Genomic DNA, 15,149 nt, shown 5'->3' with positions numbered 1-15,149 from the left:
GGCGCTCCAGACGATGCCCCGCTAGCGCGGCGCGACCGGACGCTGCGGCTTGCGGCCCTTGCCGGCGGGCTTGCCACCGTTGGCCGCCTTGCGCCGCGCCTCGGCGGCGGCCTTGGCCTGCTCGCGCTTGTCCCAGGCGTTGCCGTCGTGGCTGCGTGGCGGCAAGCCGTTGTGCTGGGTGAGGATCTTGCCACCCTGCCCGGCCTTCTTGCTGCCGACCGGCGTGGAGTTCTTGCGTCGCGCGCTCTGGTAGCCGTCCACCGCCGGCTGGTGCGCCGGAATCAGCTGGTGCTTGCCGCTGCCGATCAGGTCGGCGCGACCCATGCGAATCAGAGCCTCGCGCAAGAGCGGCCAGCCCTTGGGGTCGTGATAGCGCAGGAAGGCCTTGTGCAGGCGACGCTGCTCCTCGCTCTTGACGATGGTCACACCCTCGCTCTTGTAGGTCACCTTGCGCAGCGGGTTCTTGCCGCTGTGGTACATCGCGGTGGCGGTGGCCATTGGCGAGGGATAGAAGGCCTGCACCTGGTCTGCGCGGAAGCCGTTGGCCTTGAGCCACAGTGCCAGGTTGAGCATATCCTCGTCGGTCGTGCCCGGATGCGCGGCAATGAAGTACGGGATCAGGTACTGCTCCTTGCCCGCCTCTTTCGAGTACTTCTCGAACATGCGCTTGAAGCGGTCATAGGTGCCGATGCCCGGCTTCATCATCTTGTCCAGCGGACCACGCTCGGTGTGCTCCGGCGCGATCTTCAGGTAACCGCCGACATGGTGGGTGACCAGCTCCTTGACGTACTCCGGCGACTCGACGGCGAGGTCGTAGCGCAGGCCGGAGGCGATCAGGATCTTCTTCACGCCCGGCAGTGCACGCGCCTTGCGGTACAGCTCGATCAGCGAGCTGTGATCGGTATTAAGGTTCTCGCAGATGCCGGGGAACACGCAGGACGGCTTGCGGCAGTGCTTCTCGATTTCGTGGCTCTTGCAGGCCAGGCGATACATGTTGGCAGTCGGCCCGCCGAGATCGGAGACCACACCGGTGAAGCCCGGCACGTTCTTCATCTCCTCGATCTCGTGCAGGATCGACTCGTGGGAGCGGCTCTGGATGATGCGCCCCTCGTGCTCGGTGATCGAGCAGAAGGTGCAGCCACCGAAGCAGCCGCGCATGATGTTCACCGAGAAGCGGATCATTTCGTAGGCGGGAATCTTCGCGCCGTTGTATGCCGGGTGCGGCACGCGCGCGTAGGGCGCGGCGAACACGTAGTCCATTTCCTCGGTGGTCAGCGGAATCGGCGGCGGATTGAGCCACAGCTCACGGTCGTCGTGACGCTGCACCAGCGCGCGGGCGTTGCCTGGGTTGGTTTCCAGGTGCAGCACCCGGTTGGCGTGGGCGTACAGCGCCGGATCGTTGCGCACCTTTTCGAAGGACGGCAGACGGATCACCGTGCGGTCACGCTCCAGCTTCGGGTGCGGCAGCAGCTCCACCGGCCGGGCTTCGTTCGGGTCATCCTGCGGCCCCTTGTCCTTCTCGATGGCGCAGGCGGACAGGTCCTGCGTGTTGACGTAGGGGTTGATGATCTTGTCGATCTTGCCCGGGCGGTCGATGCGAGTGGAGTCGATTTCGAACCAGCCTTCGGGTGTGTCCTTGCGAATGAACGCGGTGCCGCGCACGTCGGTGATCGCTTCAACCGGCTCGCCACGTGCCAGGCGCTGCGCTACCTCGACGATGGCGCGCTCGGCATTGCCGTAGAGCAGGATGTCCGCGGTGGCGTCCATCAGGATCGAGCGGCGCACCTTGTCCGACCAGTAGTCGTAATGAGCGATGCGGCGCAGCGAGGCCTCGATGCCGCCGAGCACTACCGGCACATTTTTGTAGGCCTCCTTGCAGCGCTGGCTATAGACCAGGCTGGCGCGATCCGGCCGCTTGCCGGCCAGACCACCCGGGGTATAGGCGTCATCGGAGCGGACCTTGCGATCGGCGGTGTAGCGATTGATCATCGAGTCCATGTTGCCGGCCGCGACGCCGAAGAACAGATTCGGCTCGCCGAGCTTCATGAAGTCGTCTTTGCTCTGCCAGTCCGGCTGGCTGATGATGCCCACGCGAAAGCCCTGCGCCTCGAGCAGACGGCCAATGATCGCCATGCCGAAGGACGGATGATCGACATAGGCGTCACCCGTGACGATGATGATGTCGCACGAGTCCCAGCCGAGCTGATCCATCTCCTCCCTGCTCATCGGCAGGAACGGCGCCGGACCGAAACACTCGGCCCAGTACTTGGGATAGTCGAACAGTGGCTTGACGGCGTGCATGGCGGAAAACCGGGGCAACGAAAACGGGCGCGGAATATAGCACAAAAAATAACCAAGTCCGACCAGCGTGCAGGGTCTTTATCGACCTTGGCGACAGGCGCGCGCTGCGCTTTCGCCTCCCGCTATACTCGCGCCACCCGACCCACGCATCGAGCCCGGGAGATCCTGGTGCACGCCGTCCTCCTTGCCCTGCTGCTGTGCCTAGGCACGTTCTTGCCAGCCCATGCCGATACCGCCCTGATCGGCGTGCATGACAGCGGCCGAAGTCTGAATGCCCATGTGGAATTGCTGATGGATCACGGCGCCGAGTTGAAGGTGACGGACCTGCAACGCCCTGAGGTGCAGGCGCGCTTTCAGCCGGCGCAGGGCAAGGCCAGCGTCGGCCAGAGCCCGCACCCCTGGTGGGTTCGGGTCACGCTGCAGCGGGCCAGCGACGCGCCGTCTCAATGGTGGCTGGAAGTTGGCTCGGTGACCCTGAAAGACCTGCGCATCTATTTGCCGGACGGCAACGGTGGCTGGACCGAGCGTCAATCCGGCGAGCTGGTCGGCTTTCACGAAGGGCGCGACCACGCCTACCGGCGCATGCTGTTCCGCCTGCCGGAACTTAGCGACCAGCGCCCGCTGACCTTTTATCTGCGCAGCTACGATCCGGCCGGCAACTCCTTTCCGCTCAAGGTCTGGCAGCTCGACGCCCTGCAGGAGCAGGCAGTGGGCGAGAACCTGTTTCTCGGCCTGATCTATGGCCTGATCCTGGCCATGCTGCTGTACAACCTGTTCATCTTCCTCAGCCTGCGCGATACCGCCTATTTCTGGTACGTGATGACCACCAGCGGCGCGCTGCTGATGATCCTCGGCATGACCGGACACGGCTTTCAGTACCTCTGGCCGAACGGACCGGTGCCCTTCTGGCTGGATCGCATCAGCATCCCGGCGCTCTGGGGCTTCAGCGCCTGCCGCTTCACCCAGACCCTGCTGCAGACCCGCCGTTTCGTGCCCTGGGCCCATCGCCTGCTGACCTTCGCCCTGTGCCTCTATGTCACGGCCGTGCTGCTCAACATCTTCGGGCTGCGCGCGTTCGGCGCCTGGGTCTTCGTCGCGCTGGCCCTGACCGCGATCCCGGCCTCGCTCTGGGCCTCGTTCCGCCGCTGGCGCCAGGGTTACTTTCCCGCCCTGCTCTACCTCTGCGGCTTCGGCGTGATCCTGGGCAGCGTCAACCTGCTGTTGCTGCGCGCCACCGGCGTGATTCAGCCGGCGGCCTGGAGCGGCTACGTCTTTCCGCTGGCGGTGGCGGCCGAATCCATCCTGTTCTCCTTCGCCCTGGCCTCGCGCATCCAGATACTCAAGCAGGAACGGGCGGCGGCGCTGGAGCATGCCGACCGGGAGAAGTCCGCGCGACTGAAGCAGGTCCAGGCCAGCGCCGAACAACTCAGCCTGGCGGTGGAGGCGCGTACCGCCGAGCTGGCACAGGCCAACCGGGACCTCAGCGAACGGGAAATCGAGCTCAAACAGGCCGCCTTCCACGACCCGCTGACCGAACTGCCCAATCGCCGCTACCTCATCGAGCGCGTCGAAGCGGCCATCGCCGAGGCCGCGCGGCGCGGTGAGTCGATTGCGCTGCTACTGATCGATCTGGACCACTTCAAGCCGATCAACGACGGCCATGGCCACGACGCCGGTGATCTCCTGTTGCGCACACTGGGCCAGCGACTGCGCAGCCTGGTGCGCAGCAGCGACATGGCAGCCCGGCTGGGCGGGGATGAATTCGCGATACTGCTGACCGGGGCAACCGTTGAACAGGATGCCGGGCAGGTCGCCGAACGCCTGTTGCACGAGCTGTCGTTGCCGGTGCCTTACCGGGGCACCAGCCTGGCGGTGACCGTGAGCGTCGGCGCCGCGTTCTTTCCGCACCATGCCGAGGAGTTCAGCCGGCTCTACAAGGCCGCTGACGAGGCGCTCTACCGCGCCAAGCAGCAGGGCCGGGCGAGCTGGGTCCAGCAGGACGGCCGCGCGCCGGCCGATCAGCCGACATAACGGCGCGGCACCCGCCCGGTCACCTTGGTCAGCAGCTCGTAGCCGATGGTGCCGCAGGCCTGGGCGAGCTCATCGATAGGCATCTGTGCCCCCCACAGCTCCACCGCGTCGCCGAGCTGCGCCTGCGGCAGGTCGGTCAGATCCACGGCGAGCATGTCCATCGACACCCGCCCGGCCAGCGGCACGCGCTGCCCATGGATCACCACCGAGGTGCCGGAAGGCGCGGTACGCGGATAACCATCGGCATAGCCGCAGCTGACGGTGCCGATACGCGAAGGGCGCTGCGCCACCCAGCTCGCACCGTAGCCAACGCTTTCACCGACCGGCACGTCGCGCACCGCGATCAGCGCGCCGGTCAGCGTCATCACAGGTTTCAGTCCAAGCTCCCGGGCGCTCAGCTCGGCGAACGGCGTCGCACCGTAGAGCATGATGCCAGGCCGGATCCAGGCCATATGCGCCTGCGGCAGGGTCAGCACGGCGGCGGAATTGGCCAGCGAACAGTGCTCGAACGGGAGCTCCAGCAGCTCTGCGTAGCGCTCCAGCTGGGTTTCGGTCAGCGCATGGCCACGCTCGTCGGCGCAGGCGAAGTGACTGATCAGATTGAGTTCGCCGACCTGGGCCGCTCCCTTGAGCCGCGCGTGACACTCGCGCAGGCCGTCCACGCTGAAGCCCAGCCGGTGCATGCCCGAATCCAGCTTGAGCCAGACGTTCAGTGGCCGCCCCAGGTCGGCGGCCAGCAGCCAGTCGGCCTGGCGCGCGTCCTGAACGGCGATGTCCAGCCCCAGCTCGGCCGCGCGCAGATACTCGGATGGCTCGAAGCAGCCTTCCAGCAGCAGGATGCGCGCCTCGGGTGCGCATCCGCGAATCACCTCCGCCTCTTCCAGGCAGGCCACGGCGAAACCATCGGCAATCTCGCGCAATGCCGTTACCGCCTCTGGCGCACCATGGCCATAGGCGTTGGCCTTGACCACGGCGAAGGCCTTGCGCTGGGGTGCGCATTGTTTGGCGAGCAGGTAGTTGTGACGAAGCGCGGTCAGGTCGACCGTGGCAACCAGCGGACGCATGGGACTGTTCCTGTACAACGGCGGGTGAGGCTGGAATCTTACTCCGCTCGGCACGACCGTGCAGACCGGAACTCGGCGAGGGGCATGGACGACACCCTGCCCCGACGCCGAGCGAGGCGGACGACTAGTCGTCGTCGAACTGATAGCTGCCCGGCGCGAGGTTCTCGAAGCGCGAGTACTTGCCGAGGAAGGCCAGCCGGGTGGTGCCGATCGGGCCGTTCCGCTGCTTGCCGATGATGATCTCGGCGACGCCCTTGTACTCGGTTTCCGGGTGATACACCTCGTCGCGGTAGACGAACATGATGATGTCCGCATCCTGCTCGATCGCCCCCGATTCACGAAGGTCTGAGTTCACCGGGCGCTTGTTGGGTCGCTGCTCCAGCGAGCGGTTGAGCTGCGACAGAGCGATCACCGGACAGTTGAATTCCTTCGCCAGGCCCTTTAGCGAGCGCGAGATTTCGGAAATCTCGTTGACCCGGCTGTCGCCGCTGGACCCTGGAATCTGCATCAGCTGCAGGTAGTCGACCATGATCAGCGCGATCTCGCCGTGCTCGCGGGCCAGGCGACGGGTCCGCGCACGCATCTCCGAGGGGCTGATGCCAGCGGTATCGTCGATGAACAACTTGCGATCGTTGAGCAGGTTGACGGCCGAGGTCAGTCGCGGCCAGTCATCGTCATCGAGCTTACCGGCGCGCACCTTGGTCTGGTCGATGCGCCCGAGCGAAGCGAGCATACGAATGACGATGGAGTCGGCGGGCATTTCCAGAGAGAACACCAGCACCGCCTTGTCGGTACGCAGCACGGCGTTTTCCACCAGGTTCATGGCGAAGGTGGTCTTGCCCATGGACGGACGGCCGGCAACGATGATCAGGTCGGCCGGCTGCAGGCCGCTGGTGGCTTCGTCCAGATCGGTGAAACCGGTGGACAGGCCGGTGATCGCCTCGCCAGCATTGAACAGGGTGTCGATGCGGTCGATGGCCTTGACCAGAATGTCGTTGATGCCGATCGGCCCGCCGGTCTTCGGTCGCGCTTCGGCAATCTGGAAGATCAGTCGCTCGGCTTCGTCGAGGATCTCCTCGCCGGTGCGGCCCTGCGGGGCATAGGCGCTGTCGGCGATCTCGTTGCTGATGCCGATCAGCTGGCGCAGCGTCGCCCGCTCACGAATGATCTGCGCGTACGCCTTGATGTTCGCCACCGACGGTGTGTTCTTGGCCAGTTCGCCGAGATAGGCAAGGCCGCCGACCTGGGACAGGTGCCCCTCCTTGTCCAGCTGTTCGGACAGGGTGACCACGTCGAACGGCGAGTTGCGTTCAGCCAGGGCGAAGATGGCGCGGAAGATGAGGCGATGATCGTGGCGATAGAAATCGCCGTCGGATACCTGGTCGAGCACACGCTCCCAGGCATTGTTGTCCAGCATCAGACCGCCAAGCACCGCCTGCTCAGCCTCGATGGAGTGTGGCGGCACCTTGAGCGCGGCGGTTTCCAGATCGTACTGCTGGGGGACACTGATGTCGTTCATGGCACTCGAAATTCGAAACTACGGAAAAAACAAAGGGCACGTTCCACTCGCGCGGAAACGTGCCCGATGTTACTCGTCAGGCACCAGCGGTGCCAGACGACGGCTTAGCCGGCTACGACGATCAGCTTGACGGTCGCTTCGACGTCGGTGTGCAGGTGCACAGCCACGTCGTATTCGCCGGTCTGGCGAATGGTGCCGTTCGGCAGACGAACTTCGCTCTTGGCCACTTCGACGCCGGAGGCGGTCAGGGCATCGGCGATGTCGGCAGTGCCGATGGAACCGAACAGCTTGCCCTCATCGCCCGCGGTAGCGGTGATGGTGACTTCCAGTTCGGCCAGCTGAGCAGCGCGAGTTTCGGCAGAAGCCTTCTTCTCGGCAGCAGCTTTTTCCAGCTCGGCGCGGCGGGCTTCGAACTCGGCGATGTTGGCCGGGGTCGCAGCGGTAGCCTTGCCTTGCGGCAGCAGGTAGTTACGGCCGTAACCGGCCTTGACGTTTACCTTGTCGCCCAGGTTGCCCAGGTTGGCGATCTTTTCCAGCAGGATGACTTCCATTTGAGTCTTACCTCTTAACTTTTAACCTTCACCGTTCGCAGGTCCCGCGCCGTTCTTGCCGGCCGCGCGACCACGAAAATCAAACAGACTGTCGACAATGGCCAAAACGGCCAGTAGCGGATAAATCAACTGCATGAACAGCACCAGCGTGACGTACAGCCCCACCAGCCAGAACCGCGGCAGGCGCCCCTGAGCCACCAGTCCGTGCATCAGCGCGAGACCGGCGAACACCAGCGGTACACTGCACAGCGGCGTCAGCACGGCCAGCTGCGCACCGAGATTCGGCCCCAGCAGCATGCCCACCAACAGCAGCATCGCCAGAATCGGAGGAAACCGCAGCGCACGAAACTCGCTGCCGAAACCACCCGGGTTGTACAGCGCGGCCTGCCAATAGCGCCCCAGCATCAGGCTCAGCAGGGTGACGATCTGCAGCAACGCGGCCAGCAGGCCGGTCAGCACGGGCACCAACAGCGACTCCAGACGCCCGCGCTCTTCCACCGAAAGCTGCTGATAGGCCCCCGACAGCGCGTCGGGCAACACTTTCTGCAGTTCGCTGGCCAGCGCCGCAATCGGCTCGCCGAACACCGCACTGAGCGCCCAGACATACAGCAGTCCGAGGCCCACGCTACATACCATCACTCGCACCCACGACGCATGACTGCGCAGCAGGAGCGCCAGCCCCAGCGAACCGAGCAGTACCAGCAGGGTTCGCGGATCGCCGAAGTACCACCAGGCCAGGGCCGGTATCACCGCCCAGACCAGCACACTCAACGCATCGTTCAGCCCGCGTCGCAGCAGCACGAGACTGCCTGCGGCAGCGCTCAGCCAGAACAACATGGGCAGTGCCGCAGCACCGGCCACCACGAAGATGGCCTGCATGCGGCCGCGCATGATGAACTCAGCCAGGGCGCGCATGCGATTTATCCTTTACTTCTGTCGACCAGCCGGATCAACGGCCGTGGCTGTCGGTGTAGGGCAGCAGGGCCAGGTAGCGGGCGCGCTTGATAGCGGTGGCCAGCTGACGCTGATAACGTGCCTTGGTTCCGGTGATGCGGCTAGGAACGATCTTGCCGGTCTCGGAGATGTAGGCCTTCAGGGTGTTGAGATCCTTGTAATCGATCTCTTTCACGCCTTCGGCGGTGAAGCGGCAGAACTTACGACGACGGAAAAAACGTGCCATGAAATAGGCTCCTCAATAGATCCGTGGATTACTCGTCAGCGTTGTTATCGCTGTCACTGTCGTTCTCGTTGGAGCCGTCAGTGTTGTCAGGGCGATCACGACGCTCGCGGCGCTCGCTACGGTTTTCCTCGGCCTTGAGCATTTCGGACTGCTCGGTCACGGCTTCGTCGCGACGAATGATCAGGTTGCGGATGACGGCGTCGTTGTAGCGGAAGTTGTCTTCCAGCTCGGCCAGGGCCTTGCCGCTGCACTCGACGTTCAGCATCACATAGTGAGCCTTGTGCACGTTGTTGATGGCATAAGCCAGCTGACGACGGCCCCAGTCTTCCAGACGATGGATCTTGCCACCGTCTTCTTCGATCAGCTTGGTGTAACGCTCCACCATGCCGCCGACCTGCTCGCTCTGGTCCGGGTGAACCAGAAAGATGATTTCGTAATGACGCATAACTGCTCCTTACGGGTTGCAGCCTGCCGACGATGCGGTCAGGCAAGGAGTGAATGACTTGTTGTCTTGCTTGCAGAAAGGCGCGCAAACGCCTGCCATCCAGGCAAGGGGCGCCATTCTAGAGAAGGGGCAACAGCGGCGCAAGGCAAACTGGTGATTATTTGACCAGCACGTGGTAATCAGCCACGTAGCGCCTCGCGCTCGGCGCGAATGCCGTCGAGCAGCTCGCGCACCTGGTGGATATCGTAGGGTTTGAGCATGGTGCGCAACCGCTCGACGCCGACGTCCGAAGCGTTGACGGCGTAGCCCGAGGCGATCACCACGGACAGTCGCGGATGCCGCGTCGCCGCCTCGCGCGCCAGGTCGATGCCACTCATGCCGGCCAGACCGACATCGGTCAGCAGCACGTCGAACGGCTCCCGCGCGAGCGCCTCGAGCGCTTCCTCGGCTGTCTCGCTGGCCACGACATCATGACCGAGTTCCATCATCACCTCGCCGGTCAGCATGCGCAGCGTGGGATCGTCCTCGACGAAGAGAATCTTGAGCGCACCGCCATCGGCCTCTGGCGCGACAGCCCCGGAAGAGGACGGCGCGCCCGCCGACGCTGGCGCTGGTTCAGCCGAAAACTCCCTATCAGCCGCGCATGCCTGCTCGTCAATATGACGGGGCAGATGCACACGCACGGCGGTGCCCCCGCGCTCGCCGCTTTCCAGGCTGACGAAACCGCCGCTCTGCTTGACGAACCCATAGACCATGCTCAGCCCGAGGCCGGATGCGTTGCTCGCCTGCTTGGTAGTGAAGAAGGGCTCGAACGCCCGGGCGCGGACGTCCTCGCTCATGCCGCTGCCTTCATCGATCACGCTGAGCAGCACATAGTCGCCGCCCTGCCCCGACGGGGCATCGGCAGCGACCAGACGATTCTCCAGGCGCAGCACTACGCGGCCGCTGCCAGACATCGCATCACGCGCATTCGCGGCCAGATTCAGCACCACGCTCTGCAGATTGCCGACATCGACGAACACCGGCCAGGGCTGGCCGAGCACCTCCAGCTCCAGCTGCACGGCCGAACCCAGCGCGCCGTTGAGCAATTCATGCATCTGCTCGAGCAGCTGGGGCAGATGCACCTGCCTTGGCAGCAATGGCTGACGACTGGCGAAGGCCAGCAACTGCGAAGCCAGCCGGGCGCCTTTCTCCACGCCGCTGACGGCCGAATCCAGACGCCGGGCAGCGGTCTCGTCGCCACCGAGGCTGCGACGCAGCAACTGCAGGTTGCCACCGATGATCTGCAGCATGTTGTTGAAGTCGTGGGCGATGCCGCCGGTCAGCTTGCCCACCGCCTCCAGCCGCTGCGCCTGCTGCAGAGCCTGTTCGGCGACCTGCCGCTCCGCCTCGCTCTGCTCGAGCGCCAGGGTCCGCTCGCGCACCAGCTCCTCGAGATGTTCACGATAGCGCTGCAATTCCGATTCGTTGCGCTGCTGCTCGGTTACATCTTGACCCTGCACGAAGATGCCGGTGACGTTGCCCTCGTTCTCGATGATCGGCTGCAGCACGAAGTCCAGAATCGTCTCTTCCGGCTCCCGGTCCGCTTGGCGCTTGAGAAACAGCGACACGCGCTTGCCGATGTAGGATTGCCCGGTGCGGTAGACCTCGTCCAGCAGGTCGATCAGCCCCTGGTCGACAACTTCGGGCAGGCCCTCGCGAACCGTCTTGCCCAGCAGCTGGCGATGCCCGGTCACCTCTCGGTAGGCATCGTTGACCAGTTCGTAGACGTGATTCGGCCCGCGCAGAAAACAGACGAATCCTGGCGCCTGCGCGAAGAGGCGCCGCAACTGCTCGCCCTCGGATTGCAGCAGCCTGGCGCGGGACATGACGCCTTGCTCGAGCTGCTGCACAGGCTGATGCCCGGCAGGCTGCTTCAGCGAATCCTTCATGGCCTGCAGCTCGGTGATGTCGGAGGTGTGCTGCAGGATGGCCACGACTTCGCCCTGCTCATCCAGGATCGGCGTGTGCGTGGCGCTCCAGTAGCGATCCTCGTAGACAGACCCGAGCGGCGTGTGGCGGGCGATGGAATAACGGATTACCGGCAGCGTATCGATGGCCTTGCGGCTGAGCACGCGGGCAAAGGAGTCGAGCAGCTCCTGCACACGAGTCGTCTCGGGGCTGAGCGGGTCTGCTGCGAACGCTTCGTGAAGGCGCTGCCCCTGGATCTCCTCCAGCCTGCGGCCGGTCAGGGCCAGGTAGGCCGCGTTGGCATCCAGGATGACCAGATCGCGGTCGAGCAGAACATAGGCGTTCGGCGACAGCCGGAACAGGCTTTCAAAAGACGGGCGCTGCTGCATACAACCTCCATGGTACGAGCCTGACGCCGCGTAACGAACCCAGCAAGGCTCCGAGTCTGGAGCCCTCAAGCAATATGATGAAAAGACGCTATCCGGCGAACCAGCCTGTGACAGCGATTGACCACAAAAAGGTCAGTCGGTTTCCGAACGAACCGGAAGGATCGGTCCGGGATCAATCGGTCGCCGCACCACGCCCACGCTGACGTAGCGCTTCGAACAGGCAGACACCGGTGGCAACCGATACGTTGAGGCTGCTGACGCTTCCCGCCATGGGCAGGCGTACCAGATAGTCGCAGTGCTCGCGGGTCAGCCGGCGCATCCCGCGCCCTTCGGCGCCCATGACGAGCACGATGGGGCCGGTGAGGTCCTGCGCATAGAGCGACTGCTCAGCCTCGCCAGCGGTTCCGACGACCCACAACCCTTTCTGCTGCAACTTTTCCAGGGTGCGCGCCAGGTTGGTGACCGCCACCAACGGAATCACCTCGGCGGCACCACAGGCCACCTTGCGCACCGTGGCATTGAGGGTGGCGGACTTGTCCTTTGGCACAATCACCGCCAGCGCGCCGGCCGCGTCGGCCGTACGCAGACAGGCGCCGAGGTTGTGCGGATCGGTCACCCCGTCGAGCACCAGCAGCAATGGCGGGCCTTCGGCGCGATCGAGCAGCTCGTCGAGCATCGCCTCACCCCACACCTGACTCGGGCTGACGTCGGCCACCACGCCCTGATGCACACCCTCGACCCAGGCATCCATCTCGCGGCGCTCGCACTGGCCGACACTGACCCGCGCCTGCGCGGCCAGTTCGATCAGCACCTGCACACGCGGGTCGCCCCGGCCTTCGGCCAGCCATACCTGCTTGACGCGCTTGGGATGGTGGCGCAGCAACGCTTCCACGGCGTGCAGGCCATAGATCTTTTCCAGCTGACTCATGACTTGGCCTTGCGCTTTCTGGGACCACCGCTGGAGGCTGGCGACTTCTCGGCCGGCTTGCCAGCGGACTTCGGCTTGGATGCGCCAGACCTGGACTTGCTGCCACCTGCCTTGTCGGCCTTGCCCTTGCGCCCGCCCGACTTGGCCTCGGCCATCAATGCCTGCTTCAGCTCACGGCTCTTGCGGATATCGGCGTTACCCGGCTCACGGCCGCGCTCACCGCTGTCACGCTGGCCAGCTGTCTTGCTGCCCCCGGCGATCAGCTCGAAGTCGATCTTGCGTTCGTCCAGGTCGACGCGCATGACACGCACCTCGACGCTGTCGCCAAGGCGGAAACTGCGACCGCTACGCTCACCGGAGAGACGGTGATGCAACGGGTCGAAGTGGTAGTAGTCGCCCGGCATCGCCGTGACATGCACCAGGCCCTCGACATAGATGTCGGTCAGCTCGACGAACAGGCCGAAGCCGGTCACCGCGGTGATCACACCGGGGAAGGTCTCGCCGACGCGATCCTTCATGAACTCGCACTTGAGCCAGTTGACCACGTCGCGGGTGGCCTCGTCGGCGCGCCGCTCGGTCATCGAACACTGCTCGCCCAGTTGCTCCAGCGCCGCCTCGTCATACGGGTAGATGCGCGCCTTGGGCATGCTCGGGGCGCCTTCACGCCGCACGTGCGGCGTGTCTCGCCGGGACCGGATGACGCTGCGAATGGCGCGATGCACCAGCAGGTCCGGATAGCGCCGGATCGGCGAAGTGAAGTGTGCGTAGGCTTCGTAATTCAGACCGAAGTGGCCATGGTTCTCGGCACTGTAGACCGCCTGGCTCAGCGAGCGCAGCATCACCGTCTGGATCACGTGAAAATCCGGACGCCCCTGGATCTTTTCCAGCAGCGCCTGGTAATCCTTGGGCGTCGGCCCCTCCTTGCCCTTGTGCAGGGAAAGCCCCAACTCACCGAGGAAGGCGCGCAGCTTCTCCTGACGCTCCAGCGGCGGTGCGTCGTGCACGCGATACAGCGCAGGGATCTCATGCTTCTGCAGGAACGCCGCGGTGGCGACGTTGGCGCAGAGCATGCACTCCTCGATCAGCTTGTGCGCATCGTTGCGCTCGGTGGGCTTGATCGCGGCGATCTTGCGATCGGCACCGAAGACGATACGGGTTTCCTGAGTCTCGAAATCGATCGCACCGCGGGTATGGCGCGCCTTGAGCAGCACCTTATAAAGCGAATAGAGCTGCTTGAGGTGCGGTAGCACTTCGGCGTACTCGGCGCTCAGCCGCTTGCCTTCGGCAGACCTGGGCTGTTCCAGCATCGCGCTGACCTTGTTGTAGGTCAGCCGTGCATGGGAGTGGATCACCGCTTCGTAGAACTGGTAGTCGGTCATCTTCCCCGACTTGCTAAGGGTAATCTCGCAGACCATGGCCAGACGATCGACATGGGGATTCAGCGAGCAGAGGCCGTTGGACAGTTCCTCGGGCAGCATCGGCACCACGCGCTCGGGGAAGTACACCGAGTTGCCGCGAACCACAGCTTCCTTGTCGAGCGCCGAGTCCACCTTCACATAGTGCGACACATCGGCAATGGCCACATACAGACGGAACCCGCCGGTCAGCAGCTTCCAGCCGCCCGGCTTCTCGCAGTAGACCGCATCGTCGAAGTCGCGAGCATCCTCGCCGTCGATGGTGACGAACGGCAGATGGCGCAGGTCGACGCGCTTGTGCTTGTCCTTTTCCTCCACCTCGGGCTTGAGCCGCGCAGCCTCCTTGAGCACCGCCTCGGGCCATACGTGCGGAATATCGAAGCTGCGCAGCGCGACGTCGATCTCCATGCCCGGCGCCATGTAGTTGCCGATCACCTCGACGATATCGCCCTGCGGCTGGAAGCGCTGCGTCGGCCAGTGAGTGATCTTCACCTCGACGAACTGACCCGGCTTGGCATCCAGCGCCCGCCCGGGCGTGACCAGCACTTCCTGCTGAATCTTGGGGTTGTCCGGAACGACGAAACCGACATCGCTCTCGATGTGATAACGGCCCACGATGCTCTCGTGAGCGCGGCTGATCACCTCGACGATGGCGCCTTCGCGGCGCCCACGGCGATCGAGGCCCGCGACACGCGCCAGACAGCGGTCACCATCGAACACCAGGCGCATCTGCGCCGGGCTGAGGAACAGGTCGTCGCTGCCATCATCGGGGATGAGGAAGCCAAAACCGTCACGATGGCCGCTGACGCGCCCGCAGACCAGGTCCAGCTTGTCCACCGGGGCATAGGTGCCGCGCCGGGTGTAGATCAGCTGGCCGTCTCGCTCCATCGCACGCAGGCGGCGACGCAACGCTTCGATATCTTCGTCGGACTCCAGCCCGAACTCTTCCACCAGCTCTTCACGGGCAGCTGGCGAGCCACGTTCGCCGAGATGCTGAAGAATCAGCTCACGGCTGGGAATAGGGTTTTCGTACTTTTCCGCTTCACGAGCGGCCTCGGGATCGAGGGATTGCCAATCGGCCATTAAGAGATGTCACCTTTCATTCATTTATAGAGGCAGAACGCCCTTTTTCTATTGAAGCGCGAATCGCTGCCGGACGGCAGCTTTCATGCGAATTATTTTTCGCCATCAGGGGTTTACAAGGCCAAACCTCGGCCGTATAGTTCGCGCCCACAATGTCTGGCAGACGTTGTAACACGGAAACGGCCAAGTATCATCGTTTCTCGTGCCCAGGTGGCGGAATTGGTAGACGCACTAGGTTCAGGTCCTAGCGGTGGCAACACCGTGGAAGTTCGAGTCTTCTCCTGGGCACCACT

The 15,149-nt window shown here is 64.2% G+C and carries 11 protein-coding genes and 1 tRNA gene; 2 read left to right on the top strand and 10 right to left on the bottom strand.

The genetic code is table 11. From position 1 onward, the window contains the following. Positions 1 to 21: 21 nt before the first annotated feature. Positions 22 to 2,301, bottom strand: coding sequence for a YgiQ family radical SAM protein (locus tag ACVRRC_RS19475; protein ID WP_061372988.1), 2,280 nt, complete (start codon positions 2,299 to 2,301; stop codon positions 22 to 24). Positions 2,302 to 2,469: 168 nt separating this feature from the next. Between ACVRRC_RS19475 and ACVRRC_RS19470 the strand changes: the two genes are divergently transcribed. Next, entirely contained in the window at positions 2,470 to 4,332 is a 1,863-nt protein-coding gene (locus ACVRRC_RS19470) for a diguanylate cyclase domain-containing protein (RefSeq protein WP_068506197.1), read from the top strand. Here ACVRRC_RS19470 and alr read toward each other — a convergent pair. From alr to rnr, 9 genes are all read right to left on the bottom strand, one after another. Further along, positions 4,320 to 5,396, bottom strand: coding sequence for an alanine racemase (gene alr, locus ACVRRC_RS19465; RefSeq protein ID WP_068506196.1), 1,077 nt, complete (start codon positions 5,394 to 5,396; stop codon positions 4,320 to 4,322). The two genes, ACVRRC_RS19470 and alr, sit on opposite strands and share 13 nt — an antisense overlap. 124 nt (positions 5,397 to 5,520) lie before the next feature. Continuing rightward, positions 5,521 to 6,915 (bottom strand): replicative DNA helicase, encoded by a 1,395-nt coding sequence (dnaB, locus tag ACVRRC_RS19460; RefSeq protein WP_013984082.1) that lies wholly within the window; start codon positions 6,913 to 6,915, stop codon positions 5,521 to 5,523. 104 nt (positions 6,916 to 7,019) lie between these two features. Beyond that, positions 7,020 to 7,466, bottom strand: a complete 447-nt coding sequence (gene rplI / locus ACVRRC_RS19455) for a 50S ribosomal protein L9 (protein ID WP_011914672.1) — start codon at positions 7,464 to 7,466, stop codon at positions 7,020 to 7,022. A 21-nt stretch (positions 7,467 to 7,487) separates the two neighbouring features. Further along, on the bottom strand, positions 7,488 to 8,381 hold the full coding sequence (locus ACVRRC_RS19450; protein WP_011914673.1) for a YybS family protein: 894 nt from the start codon (positions 8,379 to 8,381) through the stop codon (positions 7,488 to 7,490). A gap of 34 nt (positions 8,382 to 8,415) precedes the next feature. Beyond that, positions 8,416 to 8,646, bottom strand: a complete 231-nt coding sequence (gene rpsR / locus ACVRRC_RS19445; RefSeq protein WP_003283112.1) for a 30S ribosomal protein S18 — start codon at positions 8,644 to 8,646, stop codon at positions 8,416 to 8,418. Between the two features lie 28 nt (positions 8,647 to 8,674). Next, complete coding sequence (gene rpsF / locus ACVRRC_RS19440) at positions 8,675 to 9,091, bottom strand: 30S ribosomal protein S6 (protein ID WP_011914674.1); 417 nt, start codon at positions 9,089 to 9,091, stop codon at positions 8,675 to 8,677. Between the two features lie 179 nt (positions 9,092 to 9,270). Continuing rightward, a complete protein-coding gene (locus ACVRRC_RS19435) occupies positions 9,271 to 11,430 on the bottom strand; it encodes a PAS domain-containing protein (RefSeq protein ID WP_312941610.1) in 2,160 nt (719 codons plus the stop codon). 172 nt (positions 11,431 to 11,602) lie between these two features. After that, positions 11,603 to 12,358 (bottom strand): 23S rRNA (guanosine(2251)-2'-O)-methyltransferase RlmB, encoded by a 756-nt coding sequence (rlmB, locus tag ACVRRC_RS19430; protein ID WP_011914676.1) that lies wholly within the window; start codon positions 12,356 to 12,358, stop codon positions 11,603 to 11,605. Further along, on the bottom strand, positions 12,355 to 14,856 hold the full coding sequence (rnr, locus tag ACVRRC_RS19425) for a ribonuclease R (protein WP_472997390.1): 2,502 nt from the start codon (positions 14,854 to 14,856) through the stop codon (positions 12,355 to 12,357). Before rnr ends, rlmB begins: the two co-directional genes overlap by 4 nt. A gap of 204 nt (positions 14,857 to 15,060) precedes the next feature. Here rnr and ACVRRC_RS19420 point away from each other — a divergent pair. Further along, a tRNA-Leu gene (locus ACVRRC_RS19420) sits at positions 15,061 to 15,147 on the top strand. Positions 15,148 to 15,149: the final 2 nt, after the last annotated feature.

It is taken from the genome of Stutzerimonas sp. LR2 (assembly GCF_055755175.1).
The sequence above is the reverse complement of the archived record's forward strand: the minus strand, read 5'-3'. Positions and strand labels throughout refer to the sequence as shown.